The following is an 18270-nucleotide window of genomic DNA, read 5'->3' on the forward strand; positions in this document are numbered from 1 at the left end:
GAAAAGCCTAATGTAAGCCAGCTTTTACATGCCCCAGCGCAGCGCCGCAGTGTGTACCGGCGCGTCCCAGAATGCGGTCGTCTCGTCGTCGAGCATGGTCAGCGTGATCGAGCAGCCGGCCATATCGAGCGAGGTGACGTAGGAGCCGACCAGCGAACGGGTCACCGTCACGCCATGCTTCTCGAAGATTAGCCGTGCGCTGTTGTACATCAGATAGAGTTCCATCAGCGGCGTGCCGCCGAAGCCGTTGACGAACAGCAGCGCCGGGCCTTTCGCTTTGTCGCCGAGATCGCCGAGGATCGCGGCGCAAATCTCCTGCGCGATCGCATCGGCGCTTTTCAGCGCATCGCGCCGGCGGCCGGGCTCGCCATGGATGCCGACGCCGAACTCCATCTCGCCGTCGCCGATATCGAAAGTCGGCTTGCCCGCCGCCGGCACGGTGCAACTGGTCAGCGCCACGCCCATCGAGCGGGTAGCAGCGTTGACGCGGTCGCCAAGCGCCTTCAGCGACGCCAGAGCCAGGCCATGTTCGGCCGCCGCGCCGACGATCTTTTCCACCACCAGCGTGCCGGCGACGCCACGCCGGCCCGTCGTATAGGAAGAATTCTCGACCGCGACATCGTCATTGGTCACGATCTGCTGGACGCCTTCCGACATTTCGGCCGCCATCTCGAAATTCATGACGTCGCCCTCATAGTTCTTGACGATGAACAGGCAGCCGGCGCCGGTGTCGACGGCCTCTGCCGCCGCCAGCATCTGGTCCGGTGTCGGCGAGGTGAACACCTGGCCGGGGCAGGCGGCGTCCAGCATGCCGTGACCGACAAAGCCGCCATGCAGCGGCTCGTGACCGGAACCGCCGCCGGAGATCAGCGCCACCTTGCCCGGCCGCAAGGTCTTGCGGCGGATGAATTTGTGCTCGTCGCCGAGCACGAGGATGTCGGCATGGGCGGCGACGAAGCCGTCGAGGCTTTCGGTCAGCACCGTGTCCACCGAATTGATAAACTTCTTCACGGCCGTCTCCTCCCGAAATAGGCCTTCCAAAGCAATTCCAGGAAAAGTGTATCGCGGTTTTCCGTCCGGAATTGCGTAAAACAAGAGTTCGATCAGCCACTCTTGCCGGTGATGCTGGTGATCTTTTGGATAAAATCGTTCACCGCCTTATCGAGCGCGGCGTTCTGCTTGTCGTCGCCGAAATCCGGCACGATCAGCGAGACATGCCGCGTCTTGCGCATGCCTGATGCGATCGACATCTTGCCTGGATGCGCCTGGTGATAGGCGGCGAGAAACTGGTCGCGCTCGGCCGGGCTGAAATGGCAGACGGAAAATATAGCCGGCAAATGTTTTGACGGAATCGGGATCGAATAGGCAGGACTGGAAATCTGCGTGACGAAGCTGCGGTGCTTGCCGAGCGCATCGGCCAGGCGCTGGCGCATACCGGACGGGCGCTGGTCGATGACCTGCGACAGGATCGTCTTGTAGGCGCGGATCGCCTCTTCGGAACCGGGTTCGGGTGTCCTGTCGACCATGCCGGCCGCGCCTAGACAGAAACGTCCGCGACGGCCGCCTTGGCCATGGCGAGTTGCGCCGGCGCGACGGAAAGATCGCGCAGGCCGGCCTCGATCAGTGACGGGATCGAGGCTGGATCGCCGGCTGCATCGCCGCACAGGCTGACCGGGATCTCTTCCCGCTGGCCAAACGCCGTCACGGCAGCGATCAGCCGCAGCACGGCCGGATGACGGACCGAATTGAGATGCGCCACGGCAGCGTTGTCGCGGGCGGCCGCCATGACATACTGGGTGAGATCATTGGAGCCGATCGAGAAGAAGGCGGCATCGGTAAAGGCTTCCGGTACGATCGCCACCGAAGGCACTTCGACCATGATGCCGAGCGGCGGCATGTTGTGTGCGACGCCGCGTGCGGCAAGTGCAGTCTGCTCTTCGGCGAACATCGCCGCTGTCTGTCGGTATTCCTCCACAATGGCGATCATAGGGAACATCACTTTCAGGCTGCCATGGACAGCGGCGCGCAGCAGCGCCCGGATCTGTACACGAAACACCTCGGGTCTTGCCAGCGACAGCCTGATCCCGCGCAGGCCGAGAAACGGATTGCTCTCCTCGACCGTAAAGCCGGGCACCGGCTTGTCGCCGCCGGCGTCAACGGTGCGGATCGTCACCGGTTTTTCACCGGCCCACTCCAGCACCTTGCGATAGGCGCGATACTGCGTCTCCTCATCCGGCAGCGTCTTGCCGAACAGGAATTCGGTGCGCATCAACCCGACTCCGTCGCAGGTCGTAATGTCGATGAGGTCGACATCGGACGGGTCGGCGATGTTGACCTGCACGCGCACCGCCGTGCCGGCCTTGGTCACCGCCGGTCGCGCCAGGAACGTCCCGGCCCGGTCGCTGCGCGCCCGGAATGATGAGGACGATTGGCGAAAAGCAGCGATTTCAGTCTTGGAGGGTGACAGCACAATGCCGCCATGTTCGGCGTCGAGCAGCGCTGTGCCGGTTAGACGAGCCAGCGAAGTGCCCAACCCGACAACCATCGGCACGCCGCGCGAACGCGCCAGCATGGCGACGTGGCTGGCGGTGCTGCCCGCCTTCAGTGCGATGCCGCCGCCGCGGCTCCAGTCGGTTTCGAGAAAACGCGTCGGCGCGATATCCCAGCCGTAGAGGATGGCGCCGGTTGGCGCCTGGACGTCGCCATCCTCGGACAGCGCCCGCAGCACCTGGTCCCTGATATCGCGTATGTCGGCGGCCCGTGCGCGGAAATAATCCTGGTCTGACGCGTCGTAGCCGGCAATCTCGGTATCAAGCGCTTGCCGCCAGGCTTTGTCGGCTGGCAGGCCGGTGCGGATCGCGGCAAAGGCCGGGCTGCTCAGCGCATCGTCTTGCAGCATGGCGATCTGAAACTCGAGAATGTCGGCGGCATCGCCCTCGGCCATCTCGCTCAATGCGGTGAGACGGCTTGTCGCGACGGCGATTGCGGCTTCGAGCGCGGCCTTCTCGTCGTCGGCTGTTTCTTTGCCGACATAGGATACGACAGTCTGGTCGAGGTCGAACAGTGGCCCCTCGGCATAGCCGGCCGAGGCCGAAATGCCTTGCAGTCTAAGCGGTTCGGACATGGTCCGCGCCTTCGTCGAAATCGCGCCGCACCAGTTCGACCAACGCGTCGACGGCATCATTGGCGCCGTCACCGCTGGCCCTGATGTGCAGCACGGTGCCCTTCGGCGCCTTGGCCGCCATCACCTTGACGATGCTCTTGGCGTCGAACCATGGCCCGTTGGCGGCGAGCGCGATCTCCACCTCGGCGGCAAAACTCTTGGCCAACTTGGTGAACTTCACCGAAGGACGCGCGTGCAGACCCACCTCGTGGGTGATCACAACGGTCGCTTCGGCGGATGCGGACATGTCTTTCAAAATTCCCGTTCGTTCACGACGGCGACAATTCATGTGCCGTCGCCACCACTTCCCGCAGCGAGGCGCCGCCGGAGGCCTCGGTCGCTGCCATCACCGCGCCTTCGACGATCGGCGCGTTGCAGACTATGATCTTGTGCGAGCGTGGCTCGCCGATCATCTCCACCGCCATTTCCGAGTTGGTCTCCGCGCCGCCGAGATCGACCAGAATGGCGACACCGGCTTCCGACCAGGCCTTGTCGATGGCGCCCATGATCGCCTCGACATTGGTGCCGAGCCCGCCATGGCCGTTTCCGCCGCACCATGCAAGCGGCACTTCGTCGCCCACCATCTGCCGCACCATGTCGGCCGTGCCCTCGGCAACCAGCGGCGAATGCGAGACGATGACGATGCCGACATTGCTCATGCGCTTTCCCCGAGGCTGTGCGCCACTGTGCGCACCAGCAGCGCGGTTGAGCGCGCGCCGGCGTCCATATGACCGATCGATCGGTCGCCCAGGAACGAGGCGCGGCCACGCAAGGCTTTCATAGGCACGGTCGCGTCGGCCGCGGCGTCGGCGATATCGGCGATTTCAAGAGCTGTCTTTCCCTGCAGCAGCGCGTCATGCACCGGCTGCAGCACGTCGAGCATGGTTTTTTGTCCGATCTGCGATTTGCCGCGTGCTGCCACAGCTTCGATCGCCTTGCCGAACGCCGCCGTCAGATTGGCGCGATCGGGTTTCGCCGAAATCTCCTTGCCGAGTGCCAGGAACAGGGTGCCGAACAGCGGGCCGGAGGCGCCGCCGACCGTCATCACCAGCTTGGTGCCGATCGCCTTCAGGGCATCGGGCAGCGGTTTGGCCGAAAATGCTTCGGCTTCGGCGCGCACGGCCTCGAAGCCGCGCTTCATGTTCAGCCCGTGGTCGCCGTCGCCGATCGCCTGGTCGAGCGCCGTCAATTCCTCGGCGTTCGCGGCGATCGTATCCGCGGCGGCCGCGATCAGCCGGGCAAGGTTCAACGCCGCCATGTCACCCGCATTCCCGGTTTCCATCTTGCCGGCAGTATCGAAAGAACGGTCATTCGACAACTGGAGCATACGTCAGGCCGCTTCATGCAATGCCGCGGCCGCCGCGAAGACTTCGGCCACCGCGTGAGCGCCGGGGTCGACCACACCTTGCAGCTTGCTGCCGACATAGGCCGACCGCCCGGCTTTTGCCTTGTCCATGGCGGCCGTGGCCTCGGCACCATGGCGGGCTGCTGTTGCCGCCTCCTCCAGGCCGTTCGCGTCGAGTGCTTTGAGCGCCGGCTCCAGCGCATCGACCATGGTTCTATCGCCAATTCTGGCGCCGCCATAAAAGGTCATCCGTTCAAGGCCGGCAAGCAACGCTCTGGGCAGGCTCGCGCCGCCGCCCAGAGCCTGCGCCGCCGCCGTGAAGAAGATCGACAGCAGCACGCCGCTGGAGCCGCCCATCGACGCGCTCAGAATGTCGCCTATCGCGCCAAGGGTGGCTGCAGGCTCGGCAAGCGGCAGCGTGTCGAGCCGCTCGAGAACACTGCGCGCGCCGGTCGCCACCGTCGAACCGGTGTCGCCGTCGCCTGTTTTGGCGTCCAGTCCGTTCAAAGTCGCTTCGAGCGCGATCAGCCTTTCGCAGATGGTAACGAGAAGAGACCGGGTCCGCGCATCCTGGCTGGGCTTGCGTGCCACGCTTTGTCCGGCCGCTTTCGCCATCGGCACGACGGCAGGTGAAACAACCGGCTTTGCCGGTATCCAGGCATGCGGGCCGACCGGCGCCTGCAAGGCGGTTTCGCGCGCCGCATCCAGCCGGATCAGCGACAGCGAGAAGCCGTTCATGTTGAGCGCCGTCATCAGCGGGCCCGGCCCGATCGTCAGTTTGATGGTTTTGGCCAACGGCGAGGCAAGCACCGCATTGGCGATAACGGACATTTCCAGCGGCGGCACGGAGCCGAGATTGTTGATCAGCAAGGCGTAGGTGGCCTTGGGATCAAGCCGTGCCGCGAGGCGCTCCGCCATGATCGCCACCAGCCTGTCGGCGCTCTGCACCGCAATCCGCTCGACGCCCGGCTCGCCGTGAATGCCAAGGCCGAGTTCGCCATCGTTCTCGCCAAATCTGTCTTCGTGCGGCTGGCCCGGGATCGAGCAGGACGACAGCGACATGCCGAGCGAAACTATGTCCTTAGCCGCCGCCCGCGCCGCTGCCGCGATTTCAGCCAGATCGTGGCCGGCTTCCGACAGGTGGCCTGATATCTTGTGCACGAACAAGGTGCCGGCAACGCCGCGCGGCTGGGTGATGTCGGGCAAAGCGATATCGTCGGCGACAATGACCATCTCGACACGAAACCCTTCGGCGCGCGCCTTCTCTGCCGCCAGGCCGAAATTGAGACGGTCGCCGGTGTAGTTCTTGACGATCAGCAGGCAGCCGGCCGGGCCGGTGACCGCGCGAATGGCGGCCAGCACCGCTTCGACGCTTGGCGAGGCAAAGATCTCGCCCGAAACCGCCGCCGTCAGCATGCCCCTGCCGACGAAACCGGCATGTGAAGGCTCGTGCCCGGCCCCGCCGCCGGAGACGACACTGACTTTCGTCTTGTCCCAGTCGGCGCGCAGGACGACCTTGATCTCGGGATAGCCGTCGAGGCGCGCGAGATCGCCGGAGCCAATGGTTCGTAGCAGGCCGTCCAGCGCCTCGGTGACGATCGTTTCCCTGCGATTGAAAAAGTGCTTCATCGATTCGTCCCGTACTGGCAAAGTCAAAACCGGTGCTGAATCACCGAAAACCGCTCACATCAATCGCTGTCCATCGGCGCCGAAATACAGCGGCGCCCGGTAGCGGATCACCACTTTGTCGCCCTGCGCCAGATCCGTGTCGGGATCGGTCAGCGTCACCAGTTTCTTGGTGCCTACCGTCACATGCAAATGGTTCTGGTCACCGAGATGCTCGACCCAGTCGACAACGCCGTCAGCATGGCCATTCGCGGCCTTCGCGATCGTCAGATGCTCGGTGCGCGCGCCGATCGTCTTGGTGCCGGCCGGTGCGCCGCCGTCAGGCAGCAGCCCGGTCGGCAGAAGATTGATCGCCGGCTGGCCGAGCCTCGCCGCGACATGCAGGTTTGCCGGCTCTGAATAGATGGTGCGCGGCGAGCCGATCTGCACCAGCACGCCCTCGGTGAGGATGCCGATGCGGTCTGCCATCGTCATCGCCTCGATCTGGTCGTGGGTGACGTAAAGCATGGTGGCGCCGAGCTCGGTCTGGATGCGCTTCAGCTCGAGCCGCAGATCCGCCCGCAGCTTGGCGTCGAGCGATGACAGCGGCTCGTCCATCAGATAGATGGACGGTTTGTGCACCAGCGCGCGGCCGATGGCGACGCGCTGCATTTCGCCGCCCGAAAGCTTGGTCGAGCGGTTGGCGAGCTTGTGATGGATGCGCACCATCTTCGCCACCTCCTCGACCCGGCGGCGGATCTGGTCTTCCGGCATTTTCCGCGCCGGCGAGCGCAGCGGAAAGGCGAGATTGTCGAACACCGACAGATGCGGATAGAGCGAATATTGCTGGAAGACGAAGGCGGTGTCGCGCTCGGCCGGCGACAGCGTCGTGGCATTGTGTCCGCCGATCTCGATCGTGCCGCTGTCTGGCCGTTCCAACCCGGCGATGAGCCGCAGCGTCGTCGTCTTGCCGGCCCCGGTTGGCCCGAGCAGCACGACGAATTCACCATCTGCTATGTGCAGGTCGAGGCCGTCGACGGCGACATGGTCGCCGAAACTCTTGGTCACGTTCTTGATGTGCACCTCAGCCATGCTGGGCCCTCCGTTCCGAGGCGACATCGTGGATCGCGGTTCTCACCGCGCGGCCCGATCCCTTCTCGAACAGCGACAGCCGCGCGCTGCTCAGCGTCAGGCCGACATGGTCGCCGGTGGCGAGCCTGATTTCGGCCGGTACGCGTGCCTTGATGATGCCATCCGCCGTCTCCACCGCGACGATCTGCGTGGTGCCGAGATATTCGGTGCCGTAGATGGCGCCGCGCAATTTTGAGGCGTCGTCGAAGCGGATGTGTTCAGGGCGGATGCCGAGCGCCATGTCGCCAGGTGCGATGTCCTCGCGCACCTCCGGCACCGCGACCTTCGCGCCTTGCACGATGATCTCCCTGGCGCCCTTGGCGAGCCCGCCGCCAAATCCCAAAAAGTTCATCGGTGGCGAGCCGATGAAGTCGGCGACGAACATGGTCGCCGGGCGGTCATAGATTTCGCGCGGGCTTCCGAACTGCTCGATGACGCCATGGTTCATCACCGCGATCTTGTCGGCCATCGACATCGCTTCCATCTGGTCGTGCGTGACATAGACCGTCGTGGCATGGATGCGGTTGTGCAGTTCGCGCAGCTCGTGGACCATCAAATCGCGGAATTCGGTGTCAAGGGTTCCCAGCGGCTCATCCATCAGGAAGCATTTTGGCCGCCGCACGATGGCGCGGCCGAGCGCGACGCGCTGGCGGTCGCCGCCGGCAAGTCCGGAGACGGATTTGTTGAGCAGATGGTCGATGCGCAGCAGCTTCGCCGTTTCCTCGACCCGCGTGCGGATTTCGGCCGAAGGCATGCCTTGCGCCAGCAGCGGGAAGCCGATGTTCTTGCGCACATTCATGTGCGGATAGAGCGCGAACAGCTGGAAGACGAAGGCGATGTCGCGCTCGCGGGCCCGCAGCATGGTGACGTCGTCGCCGCCGAGCAGGATCTGGCCGCCGGTCGGCAGCTCAAGCCCCGCGATCATGCGCAAGGTCGTCGTCTTGCCGCAGCCGGACGGGCCGAGCATGACGAAGAACTCGCCATCCTCGACGACGAAGTTGGAATCCTGCACGGCGACGAAATCGCCGAAGGCCTTTCTCAGGTGCTGGACACGGATTTCGGCCATGATTATTCCGGGAATTTGGAGACGATGATGAACATCACGGTGCCGGCGAGCATGGTGATGAAGGAGTAGGTGTAGAGCGACAGCGCGAAGGGCTGGAACAGCATCAGGAAGCCGATGGCGATCAGCGCTGTCGCGATGTTTTCCATCAGCCCGCGCCGTGCCCAGGCCGGCCAGCGCGATTTGCGGTTCCCAGGCTTGGTCAAGCTCATTTGCGCACCGCGCCGAAGGTGATGCCGCGCAGCAATTGCTTGCGAAGCAGGATGGTGAAAACCAGGATCGGCACCAGGAAGATCGTCGTGCCGGCCGCGACCGCCGGCCAGTCCTGGCCGCCTTCGCCGATGATGGTCGGGATGAAGGGCGGCGCGGTCTGCGCCGTGCCGGAGGTCAGGAGAGCTGCGAACGCATACTCGTTCCAGGCGAAGATCAGGCAGAAGATGGCGGTCGCGGCTATGCCGGTCGTCGCCTGCGGCAGCACGGTGCGCCAGAAGGCCTGCAGCCGCGTGTAGCCGTCGATCATTGCCGCTTCTTCATATTCGCGCGGGATCTCGTCGATGAAGCCCTTCAGCAGCCAGACAGCCAGCGACACGTTGACCGCCGTATAGAGCAGGATCATGCCGAGCGCGGTGTCCGACAGGCCAAGCTCGCGGTACATCAGATAGATCGGAATGGCGACGGCGATCGGCGGCATGAAGCGCGTCGACAGGATGAAGAACAGGAGGTCGTCGGCGAGCGGCACCTTGAAGCGTGAGAAGCCGTAGGCCGACAGCGTGCCTAAGAACACGGCGCAGAAGGTCGAACCGAAGGCGATGATCAGCGAATTGACGAAGCGCGGCAGGAAGTTGGACGGACCGGCGATCACCATGTTGCGCTTGCGCGTGGTCTCGTCGCAGAAGCCCGTCGCCGGACCCAGCGAGTTGATGTATTCCGGCGTCTGCCGGGTCCGCGTCGTGAACAAATTGCAGTAGCCCTCAAGACTGGGCTGGAACAGGATCTTGGGCGGATAGGCAATCGAATCCGGCGGCGTCTTGAAGCTGGTGGCGAAGATCCACAGCAGCGGCACGATCGAGATCAGTGCGTAAAGCACGATGATCGTGCCGGCGATCCGTTTCGAGTTGCTGCTCGGTGCGACGACCGAATGGGCTGTGGTCAGGCTCATCTCTGCTTCACCTTGTTGAGCGCCTTGACGTAGATGTTGGCCAGGCCGAACACCGCCACGAAAAGGATGATGGCGAAGGCCGAGGAATAACCGGTGCGCCAGCTTTCGAAAGCCTGCCGCTTCAGCGTTATCGAGGCGACCTCGGTCGTCGAGCCCGGCCCGCCGCCGGTCAACAGATTGACCATGTCGAACATCTTGAAGTTCTCGATGCCGCGAAACAGCACCGCCAGCATGATGAAGGGCAGCGCCATCGGCAGCGTGATCGACCAGAACTGCCGCCAGTTCGAGGCGCGGTCGACCTCGGCCGCCTCGTAGATGTATTCGGGGATGGAGCGTAGGCCCGCGAGGCAGATCAGCATCACGTAGGGCGTCCACATCCAGGTATCGACGATGATGATCGACCAGGGCGCCAGCGACACGTTGGAGAGCATCTGAATATTGGTCGGCGGGATCCTCGTGACGAAGGAGATCGCATAGGCGAACAGGCCGATCTGCGGCTCATAGAGGAAGCGCCAGAAATTGCCGACTACCGCCGGCGACAGCATCATCGGCACCAGGATCAGCGTCGTCCAGAAGGCGTGGCCTCGGAACTTCCTGTCGATCAGCCAGGCCAGCGTGAAGCCGATCAGCGTCTGCAAAAGGATCGTCCAGAACACGAAATGCGCGGTCGTCTGCATGGCGATCCAGATGTCCTTGTCGCCGAGGATGCGCTGGTAGTTGGCAAGGCCGAGATTTTTCACCACCTCGTTCGGGCGGTTGGCCCGGTAGTTGGTGAACGACAGATAGATCGCCCAGAACAGCGGGAAGATGTTGATGGCCAGCAGCAACAGGATCGTCGGCGAGATGAACAGCCAGGCGAGGCCCTTGTCGCTGATGCCCCGGACCTTGCGGGCCAACGGTTCCGGGGTCGCCCGGGCAACGTTCTCCGCGGTCCGATTGAGCATGGTGAGTCCTGCTTCGGTCACTTGGTCGTCTCTGTCATGGAATTTATCTGAACTGCATCCCGTGCCAAGGGGCGGCACGGGATGCTTGGCTTAGCTCGGGAGGAGCTGGTTACATCTTGCCATCGTCCTGGAAGACCTGGGTCCAGTCCTTGACCAGGCCGTCGAGCGCATCCTTGGCCGAACCCTGGCCGGCGACGACATAGTCGTGGAAGCGTTTCTGCGAAGCCTGCAGCAGCGGGGCGTAGCTCGGCTCGGCCCAGAAGTCCTTCACGATGGCCATCGAGTCGAGGAAGGTCTGCGCATAGGGCTGGCTGGCCGGGAACTTCGGATCCTTGACCACCGCGTTGAGGCACGAATAGCCGCCGAGCGACCACCATTTGGCCTGCACGTCCTTGTTGGCGAACCACTTGATGTATTTCAGCGCCGCCTCCTGCTTGTCGGAATAGGACACCACGGAGATACCCTGGCCGCCGAGCTGGGCGAACTGCTCGCCGTCGGGACCCTTCGGGTTGACGAAGTAACCGATCTTGTCGCCGCCGACATTCTCGTCCTTCTGCAGGCCCGGCCATGTGAAGGCGAAGTTCATGTGCATCGCCACCTGGCCGGATTTGAAGGCATCGACGCCTTCGCCCATGTAGCTGTTCGAGGCACCGGGCGGCGTGCAGCAATCATAGAGCGCCTTGTAGAACTCCAGCCCCTTGACCGACTTGTCGGAGTTGACGAAGCCTTCCATTTCATAGGGCTTCTTGGGGTTTTCGTATTGGAAGCCATAGCTGTAGAGCACGTCCATGGCGCCCATGGTGATGCCTTCGGAGCCGCGCTCGGTGTAGATCGAGGCGCCATAGACGGTCTTGCCGTCGATCTCGCGCTTCTGGAAGAACTCGGCGACCTGCTTCAACTGGTCGAAAGTGGTTGGCGGGCCGAGGTCCCAACCGTACTTCTCCTTGAATTCCTTCTGCAGCTCCGGCTTGGAGAACCAGTCCTTGCGGTAGGTCCAGCCGACGACGTCGCCCATGGCCGGCAGCGCCCAGTAGTTCGGCGTGTTCTTCGGCCATTCCGAATAGCCGACGACGGTTGCCGGCACGAAATCGTCCATGCTGATCTTCTCCTTGTCGAAGAAGTCGTTCAGCTTGACGTAATGGCCGTTCTCGGCAGCGCCGCCGATCCACTGGCTGTCGCCGATGATCAGGTCGCACAATTTGCCGTGCGAGTTGAGCTCGTTGAGGAAACGGTCGGCATAGTTGGTCCACGGCACGAACTCGAATTTCATGCCGATACCGGTTTCCTTGGTAAAATCCTTGGACAGTTCGACAAGCGCGTTGGCCGGGTCCCAGGCGGCCCAGCACAGGGTCAGGTCTTCAGCGTGCGCGACGTTCGCGACGGCTGTCGACGCTGTGATTGCCGAGGTCAGTCCCAACGCCAGTTTCAAGCTCGATTTCATGACTTCCTCCCATTTGCGAAACGCGCCCGGATGACGGTTTCAAAAAGCCCTCAACCCCTCTCCTCAGGGGCCCAAACATGGCGGCGCGGTTGCGCTGCAGATGTTTAGTAATTTGTTTAGTGATGCAATTTTTACTAAACAAGGCAAGCGAATTCGTTGCTGCGCCGCAGCATGCTTATGGCGATGTCTGAAAACGTTGGGAAAAGCGCGGGTCGCTGGCTGGTTTACCGAAGCTGTTCAGGCCGATTCTGACCGGGACGTGGGGCAGCCTCGGCTTTCAATCTACCCTTCTGGTGCTCACCATCACCTTGCGGATCGCCGGCGCCGGCGGCAGCAGCGCGCGGATATCGGCGAACGGGAACGACGGTTCGAAACGGAAGGCTTCGGCCGATGAGCCTTGCGCGCCGTTGCACTGGCCGGCGCGAAAGGCGTTCTGTGTCCGCGCAATGTCGACGAAGCGGTCGGGATCCTGCGATTGATGCATGCGGATCGCCTCGGCCTTGACGTCGGCATGGGCGGAAATGTCGACATAGTGCGTCGGCGAGAAACCGGTGCCGCCCATCGTGTCGGCATGCAGCACTGGGACGGCGAAAGACGCCGCGATACGAACGCCGTCCGACAGCGCGCGATGGTCTGCATGATAATCGTTGGGCGCATGCGTGATCACCAGATCCGGGCCGATTTGACCGATCAGTGCTTTCAGAGCTCCAATCAGCGCTGCATCGGCCACCAGCTCGCCGTCCGGGAAGTCGAGGAAGCGTGGCACTGCGCCTACCAGCGCGGCCGCGGCCGTTGCTTCGTCGCGACGGACACGAGCGAGAACAGCGGGATCACTTGTGCCGCCCCTGGCACCATCGGTGGCCATGGCAAAAGTGAGTTCTGCGCCTTGCGCAGCATAGGCGGCCATCGTACCGAACATGAAGATCTCGATGTCGTCCGGATGCGCACCGAGCGCCAGGATTTTCAAACCACTCTCTCCCCGGAATTGGAACAACGTGACGAACGGAATCCTGCTCGCCCTGATCGCCTACGCAAGCTATTCGGGTAGCGATGCCGTTGTCAAAAGCCTGGGCGGTCAGCTCACGATCTTCGAGATCGGCTTTTTCATAACCTTGTTCGCGGGCTTCTTCCTGTTCTTCACGCGGCCCGCGGGCGAACGCTGGCGCGATTTCTGGCGCACCAGAAGGCCATGGGCGGTGCAGGCGCGTGCCTGGGCGGGCATCGCTTCCGGCGTGCTCAGTGTCTACGCCTTCACCACCATTCCGCTGGCCGAGTCCTATGCGTTGATATTCCTGGCGCCGCTCTGCGTCACCATTCTCTCCACGGTGATCCTCAAGGAGAAGGTCGGCCCCTGGCGCTGGCTGGCAGTGGTCGCCGGTTTCGCCGGTGTCATGCTGGTGGTGCGGCCGGGCTTTCGCGAGCTCAATCTCGGCCACCTTGCCGCCTTCGGTGTTGCCTTCCTCGCCGCCACCAGCGTCATCCTGATGCGCTCGCTGGCGCAGCAGGAAAAGCGCACCACCATGCTCGGCGTGCTGGTCGGCTACGGCCTGCTGTTCAACGGCATCGGTGCCGCCGCCACCTCGTTCACCGTTCCCGACGGCAAGCAGTTGCTGTGGTTGGCGGCGGCCGGTGCCTTCACAGCAGGTGGACAATTCCTTCAACTGCTGGCCATGAAATACGCGCCTGCCAACCGGGTCGCGCCGACGCATTATTCGCAGATCGCCTGGGCGGTGATCCTCGGCGCGTTGTTTTTCCAGGAATATCCGGACGGGCTGTCGCTGGTTGGCCTGGCGGTCGTTGGCGGCGCCGGCCTGTTGACCATGGTGCGTGAGGAAGCGCGGCTGGGGACCGTGCGCTGGAACCCGTTTTCGCGTACCCGGCTTTGAACCGACTCTGGTTGCGCCGTGGCCGTAACCGCTGATATGCGGGCGCCATGACCACAAAACCCCTGCCGGAGCTTCCTGTGTCCGTCGTGCTGCCGGCGCTGAGGGAAGCGCTTGGCGATGGCAACAGCGCCGTGCTGGTGGCGCCGCCCGGCGCTGGCAAGACCACGCTGGTGCCGCTGGCGCTGCTTGACGCGCCTTGGCTCGGCGCCGGCAAGATCATCCTGCTTGAACCGCGCCGCCTCGCCGCTCGCGCCGCCGCTCGCCGGATGGCTGAGTTGCTTGGTGAGGAACCCGGCGCCACCGTCGGCTACGCCATGCGCATGGAAAACCGCATTTCGGCAAAGACCAGGATCGTGGTCGTCACCGAAGGCGTGCTGGCGCGCATGATCCTCGACGATCCCGAACTGCCCGGTGTTTCGGCTGTCATTTTCGACGAATTCCACGAGCGTTCGCTCGACGGCGATTTCGGTCTCGCTCTGGCGCTCGACGTGCAGGGGGCGCTCAGGCCGGATCTGCGCTTGGCTGTGATGTCGGCGACGCTCGACGGCGCGCGCGTCGCCAAACTCATGTCGGGCGCGCCGGTCGTCGAAAGCGAGGGTCGCGCCTTTCCCGTCGATATCCGTTATGACGAACGGCCGGCCGGCATCGCCATCGAGGACGCGATGGCCAAGGCGATCCGCGCCGCCCTTGCCGACGAGAGCGGCAGCGTCCTTGCCTTCCTGCCCGGCCAGCGCGAGATCGAGCGCACCGCCGAACGGCTGGCCGGCAAGGTCGGCACCGATACCGACATCGTCCCGCTCTACGGCATGCTGGACGGCAAGGCGCAGGACGCGGCGATCAAGCCGCCGCCGGCGGGCCGCCGCAAGGTGGTGCTGGCCACCTCGATAGCCGAAACCTCGATCACCATCGACGGCGTGCGCGTCGTCATCGATTCCGGCCTGTCGCGGCTGCCGCGCTATGAGCCGGCCAGTGGCTTGACCCGACTGGAGACCGTGCGTGTCAGCAAGGCTTCCGCCGACCAGCGCGCCGGCCGTGCCGGGCGCACGCAGCCAGGCGTCGCCATCCGGCTGTGGCGGGCCGAGCAAACGGCTGCACTTCCCGCTTTCACGCCGCCGGAAATCCTTGAGGCCGATCTGTCCGGACTGCTGCTCGATTGTGCTGCCTTCGGCGTTGCCGATCCGTCAGCGCTTGCTTTTCTCGATCCGCCACCTGTTCCGGCCCTCAATGAGGCAAGGGGGCTACTGCGCGCGCTGGATGCCATCGACGAGACGGGGCGCCTGACGGAAGCGGGTGCAGCGATGCGCAAGCTCGCTCTGCCGGTGCGGTTGGCGCATATGGTTGCCGAGGCAGCCGGCAGCGGCCATGCCTTCGAGGCGGCAATGTTCGCCGTGCTGCTTACCGAACGCGGCCTCGGTGGCCTCGGCGCCGATCTGGAGCGGCGGCTGATGCGTTTTCGCGGGGAAAGATCTCCGCGCGCTACCGCCGCCAAGCAGCTCGCCGAAAGGCTGGCAAGGCAGGCTGGCGGAGCAAAGGGCAGCGAAGCTGCGGCGGGCGGTCCCCTGCTCGTGCACGCCTGGCCGGATCGGGTGGCGAAGGCGCGCGGCGAGCGCGGCCGTTTCGTGCTGGCCAACGGCTCCGGCGCCATGCTCGACGCCGCCGACCCGCTGGCGGGCGAGCCGTTTCTGGTCGTCGCCGACCTGCAGGGCAAGGCACAGAATGCGCGCATCACGGCGGCAGCGGCGATCGGCGAGGACGATGTCCGTGTCGCGTTGGCGGACAGGATCGAGGCGCGCCGTGAAACGAGCTTCGATCGGGACAAGCGCGCCGTGCGTGTACGTGAAACCGTGCGCCTTGGCGCCATCACGCTCGCCGAGCGCATGCTGCCGCCGCCAACGGGGGCCGACGCCGACCGCGCCGTCCTCGATGCCGTGCGCCAGCACGGGCTGTCGCTGCTGACCTGGAGCAAGGAGGCGCAAACGCTGCGCCAGCGGCTTGGCTGGCTGCATCGCGGCCTGGGCGCGCCATGGCCCGATATGGCGGATGACGCCCTCGTCGAGCGCCTCGACGACTGGCTGCTGCCTTACCTCGCCGGCGCGGCATCGTTTGCCGCCATCGATGCAGGCGTTGTCTCGGCCGGGCTGGCCAGCCTCGTGCCGCATGATCTGCAGCGCAGGATCGATACGCTGGCGCCGACCCATTTCGACGCTCCGTCCGGCAGCCATGTGCCTATCCGCTATGACGGCGAATGGCCGGTGCTGGCGATTCGCGTACAGGAGCTGTTCGGCCTCGACCGCCATCCTTCGATCGCCAATGGCACTGTGCCGCTGACGCTCGAACTCCTGTCGCCGGCGCACCGGCCGATCCAGACGACGCGCGACCTGCCCGGCTTCTGGCGCGGCTCCTGGACCGACGTGCGCGCCGACATGCGCGGCCGCTATCCCAAGCATGTCTGGCCGGAAAACCCGCTGCTCGCCGCCGCCACCGCCCGGGCCAAGCCGCGCGGGACCTAGCCTTTGGAGCTTCGCGGCTGTAATTCATGGCCATGATCAACGTTTTGCGTTCGCCCGATTTCCAGCAGAGCCAGAGACTGCGCCTCAACACGCTAATCCGGTTGCGATGGCTTGCCATTGTCGGTCAGAGCCTGGCGGTGCTCGTCGTCGCCTATGGGCTGAAGTTTCCGCTGCCGGTCAGCCTCTGCTTTGCCCTGATCGCCTGTTCGGCCTGGATGAACCTGTTTCTCGCCTTTCGCTTTCCGGCGGCACACCGGCTCACGCCGCTTGCGGCCTTCGGCATCCTCATCTTCGACAGCCTGCAGCTTGCCGGCCTGCTCTACATGACCGGCGGCCTCACCAATCCGTTCTCGCTGCTGATGACCGTGCCTGTCGTCATTTCGGCGACATCGCTGCCCCTGCGCCTGACTGCCATCCTCGGCGGGCTGGTCATGTCGGCGGCGACCTTTCTGGTCTTTGTCCATCTGCCGCTGCCCTGGCATGAGGATGCGCCGCTGGCCATGCCTTTTCTCTATGTCGCCGGCATGTGGATGGCGGTGCTGTCCTCGATCGCCTTCACCGCCATATATGCTTTTCGGGTGGCAGCCGAAGCCCGGCTTCTGGCCAATGCGCTCGCCGCAACAGAGCTGGTGCTGCAGCGCGAGCAACACCTTTCGGCGCTCGACGGGCTGGCCGCCGCGGCCGCGCACGAGCTCGGCACGCCGCTCGCCACCATCGCGCTTGTCGCCAAGGAGATGGAAAAGGCGCTCGGCAAGGATCCGAAATATGGGGAAGACGTGACGCTGTTGCGTTCGCAGAGCGAGCGTTGCCGCGAGATTCTCAAGCGGCTGACCAGCCTGTCCTCGGAGGGTGAGGCGCATCTTTCGCGGCTGCCATTGACATCGCTGGTCGAGGAGGTCACCGCGCCGCACCGGGACTTCGGCATCTCGATCAAGCTTCGGCCCGGCGAACGCATCGGCCCCGAGCCGGTCGGGCAGCGCAATCCGGGCGTCATCTACGGCCTCGGCAACCTGGTCGAGAACGCGGTCGATTTCGCCCGCAAAAGCGTCACCGTGCGCTGGAGCTGGGACGAGGCCACCGTCACCTTCTCGATCGTCGATGACGGCCCCGGTTTTCCGGCCGAGATCATCGACCGCATCGGCGAGCCCTATATGTCGACGCGCCAGGGCAATGAAACCGGCGGTGGTCTGGGCCTCGGCCTGTTCATCGCCAAGACCCTGCTCGAACGCTCTGGTGCCGTGCTCGATTTCCGCAATTCGGGTGGCCTGGGCGAGGGCGCCATGGTCCAGATATCGTGGCCGCGTGGTGTGTTCCTCAATCCGGAAATCACTTCGGCCAGCATGTTCGACACTGCCTGAGAGCCTTGAAGGACCTCTAAAAATTGGACAAGGAGGCTCAGGAACTATATTTGCGTAAAATTAAGGCAGCAGGAATTTTGAGACTATGACAGGCGACGAGAATATTGGCGCAATGGTTGAAGGCGAGGACACCTCGCTGCTTGTCGTCGATGACGACAAGCCGTTCCTCACGCGTCTGGCCCGCGCCATGGAAGCCAGGGGCTTCGTGGTCGAGACGGCCGAGAGCGTCGAGGAGGCGGTTGCCAAGGCGCGCGCCAATCCGCCCGCCTACGCCGTGGTCGACATGCGGCTCGGCGACGGCAACGGCCTCGACGTGGTCGCGGCCATCCGCGAAAAGCGCGAGGATTCCCGCACCATCATCCTGACCGGCTATGGCAACATCGCCACCGCGGTGACCGCGGTGAAGCTCGGTGCGGTCGATTATCTCTCCAAGCCCGCCGACGCCGATGATATCTTCGCCGCACTCACCCGCACCGCCGGCGAGCGCGCGGCGCCGCCGGAAAACCCGATGTCGGCCGACCGCGTCCGATGGGAGCATATCCAGCGCGTCTATGAGATGTGCGAGCGCAACGTCTCCGAGACAGCGCGCCGGCTCAACATGCACCGTCGCACCTTGCAGCGCATACTGGCAAAGCGCGCGCCGCGTTAAGGCCACCGTTTGCCAT

The 18270-nt window shown here is 64.2% G+C and carries 18 protein-coding genes; 4 read left to right on the top strand and 14 right to left on the bottom strand.

Features of this window, described 5'->3' with window-relative positions:
* Positions 1–24: 24 nt before the first annotated feature.
* From dhaK to EOC83_RS03435, 14 genes are all read right to left on the bottom strand, one after another.
* The gene (gene dhaK, locus EOC83_RS03370) at positions 25–1011 is read right to left on the bottom strand and encodes a dihydroxyacetone kinase subunit DhaK (protein WP_027164278.1); all 987 of its coding nucleotides are present in this window, start codon (positions 1009–1011) and stop codon (positions 25–27) included.
* A gap of 92 nt (positions 1012–1103) precedes the next feature.
* Positions 1104–1526 carry a hypothetical protein gene (locus EOC83_RS03375; RefSeq protein ID WP_013528088.1) on the bottom strand — a complete coding sequence of 141 codons (423 nt, stop codon included), beginning with the start codon at positions 1524–1526 and terminating at the stop codon, positions 1104–1106.
* A gap of 11 nt (positions 1527–1537) precedes the next feature.
* Positions 1538–3124, bottom strand: a complete 1587-nt coding sequence (ptsP, locus tag EOC83_RS03380) for a phosphoenolpyruvate--protein phosphotransferase (protein ID WP_063169894.1) — start codon at positions 3122–3124, stop codon at positions 1538–1540.
* Entirely contained in the window at positions 3108–3410 is a 303-nt protein-coding gene (locus tag EOC83_RS03385) for an HPr family phosphocarrier protein (RefSeq protein WP_013528086.1), read from the bottom strand. The genes ptsP and EOC83_RS03385 overlap by 17 nt, the downstream gene beginning before the upstream one ends.
* 22 nt (positions 3411–3432) lie before the next feature.
* Entirely contained in the window at positions 3433–3822 is a 390-nt protein-coding gene (gene dhaM, locus EOC83_RS03390) for a dihydroxyacetone kinase phosphoryl donor subunit DhaM (RefSeq protein ID WP_013528085.1), read from the bottom strand.
* Positions 3819–4421 carry a dihydroxyacetone kinase subunit DhaL gene (gene dhaL / locus EOC83_RS03395; protein ID WP_063170451.1) on the bottom strand — a complete coding sequence of 201 codons (603 nt, stop codon included), beginning with the start codon at positions 4419–4421 and terminating at the stop codon, positions 3819–3821. The genes dhaM and dhaL overlap by 4 nt, the downstream gene beginning before the upstream one ends.
* A gap of 72 nt (positions 4422–4493) precedes the next feature.
* Entirely contained in the window at positions 4494–6137 is a 1644-nt protein-coding gene (locus tag EOC83_RS03400; protein WP_063169895.1) for a dihydroxyacetone kinase subunit DhaK, read from the bottom strand.
* 54 nt (positions 6138–6191) lie between these two features.
* Positions 6192–7205 carry an ABC transporter ATP-binding protein gene (locus EOC83_RS03405; RefSeq protein WP_063169896.1) on the bottom strand — a complete coding sequence of 338 codons (1014 nt, stop codon included), beginning with the start codon at positions 7203–7205 and terminating at the stop codon, positions 6192–6194.
* The gene (locus tag EOC83_RS03410) at positions 7198–8310 is read right to left on the bottom strand and encodes an ABC transporter ATP-binding protein (RefSeq protein ID WP_013528081.1); all 1113 of its coding nucleotides are present in this window, start codon (positions 8308–8310) and stop codon (positions 7198–7200) included. The genes EOC83_RS03405 and EOC83_RS03410 overlap by 8 nt, the downstream gene beginning before the upstream one ends.
* A gap of 2 nt (positions 8311–8312) precedes the next feature.
* Positions 8313–8519: a hypothetical protein gene (locus tag EOC83_RS03415; protein WP_013528080.1), complete on the bottom strand. Its 207-nt coding sequence runs from the start codon at positions 8517–8519 to the stop codon at positions 8313–8315.
* On the bottom strand, positions 8516–9466 hold the full coding sequence (locus EOC83_RS03420) for a carbohydrate ABC transporter permease (protein WP_013528079.1): 951 nt from the start codon (positions 9464–9466) through the stop codon (positions 8516–8518). Before EOC83_RS03420 ends, EOC83_RS03415 begins: the two co-directional genes overlap by 4 nt.
* A complete protein-coding gene (locus EOC83_RS03425) occupies positions 9463–10410 on the bottom strand; it encodes a sugar ABC transporter permease (RefSeq protein ID WP_063169897.1) in 948 nt (315 codons plus the stop codon). Before EOC83_RS03425 ends, EOC83_RS03420 begins: the two co-directional genes overlap by 4 nt.
* Before the next feature lie 109 nt (positions 10411–10519).
* Positions 10520–11851, bottom strand: coding sequence for an ABC transporter substrate-binding protein (locus tag EOC83_RS03430; protein WP_027164284.1), 1332 nt, complete (start codon positions 11849–11851; stop codon positions 10520–10522).
* 277 nt (positions 11852–12128) lie between these two features.
* The gene (locus tag EOC83_RS03435; protein WP_063169898.1) at positions 12129–12818 is read right to left on the bottom strand and encodes a PIG-L deacetylase family protein; all 690 of its coding nucleotides are present in this window, start codon (positions 12816–12818) and stop codon (positions 12129–12131) included.
* Positions 12819–12846: 28 nt separating this feature from the next.
* Between EOC83_RS03435 and EOC83_RS03440 the strand changes: the two genes are divergently transcribed.
* From EOC83_RS03440 to EOC83_RS03455, 4 genes are all read left to right on the top strand, one after another.
* The gene (locus EOC83_RS03440) at positions 12847–13737 is read left to right on the top strand and encodes a DMT family transporter (RefSeq protein WP_063169899.1); all 891 of its coding nucleotides are present in this window, start codon (positions 12847–12849) and stop codon (positions 13735–13737) included.
* Between the two features lie 47 nt (positions 13738–13784).
* Positions 13785–16247 (top strand): ATP-dependent helicase HrpB, encoded by a 2463-nt coding sequence (hrpB, locus tag EOC83_RS03445; RefSeq protein WP_063169900.1) that lies wholly within the window; start codon positions 13785–13787, stop codon positions 16245–16247.
* 26 nt (positions 16248–16273) lie between these two features.
* Positions 16274–17605: an ActS/PrrB/RegB family redox-sensitive histidine kinase gene (locus tag EOC83_RS03450; protein ID WP_063169901.1), complete on the top strand. Its 1332-nt coding sequence runs from the start codon at positions 16274–16276 to the stop codon at positions 17603–17605.
* A gap of 85 nt (positions 17606–17690) precedes the next feature.
* Entirely contained in the window at positions 17691–18254 is a 564-nt protein-coding gene (locus EOC83_RS03455) for an ActR/PrrA/RegA family redox response regulator transcription factor (protein WP_013528072.1), read from the top strand.
* Positions 18255–18270 lie beyond the last annotated feature (16 nt).

Origin of the sequence: Mesorhizobium sp. Primo-A (assembly GCF_003997175.1) — a bacterium.
Classification (GTDB): domain Bacteria; phylum Pseudomonadota; class Alphaproteobacteria; order Rhizobiales; family Rhizobiaceae; genus Mesorhizobium; species Mesorhizobium ciceri.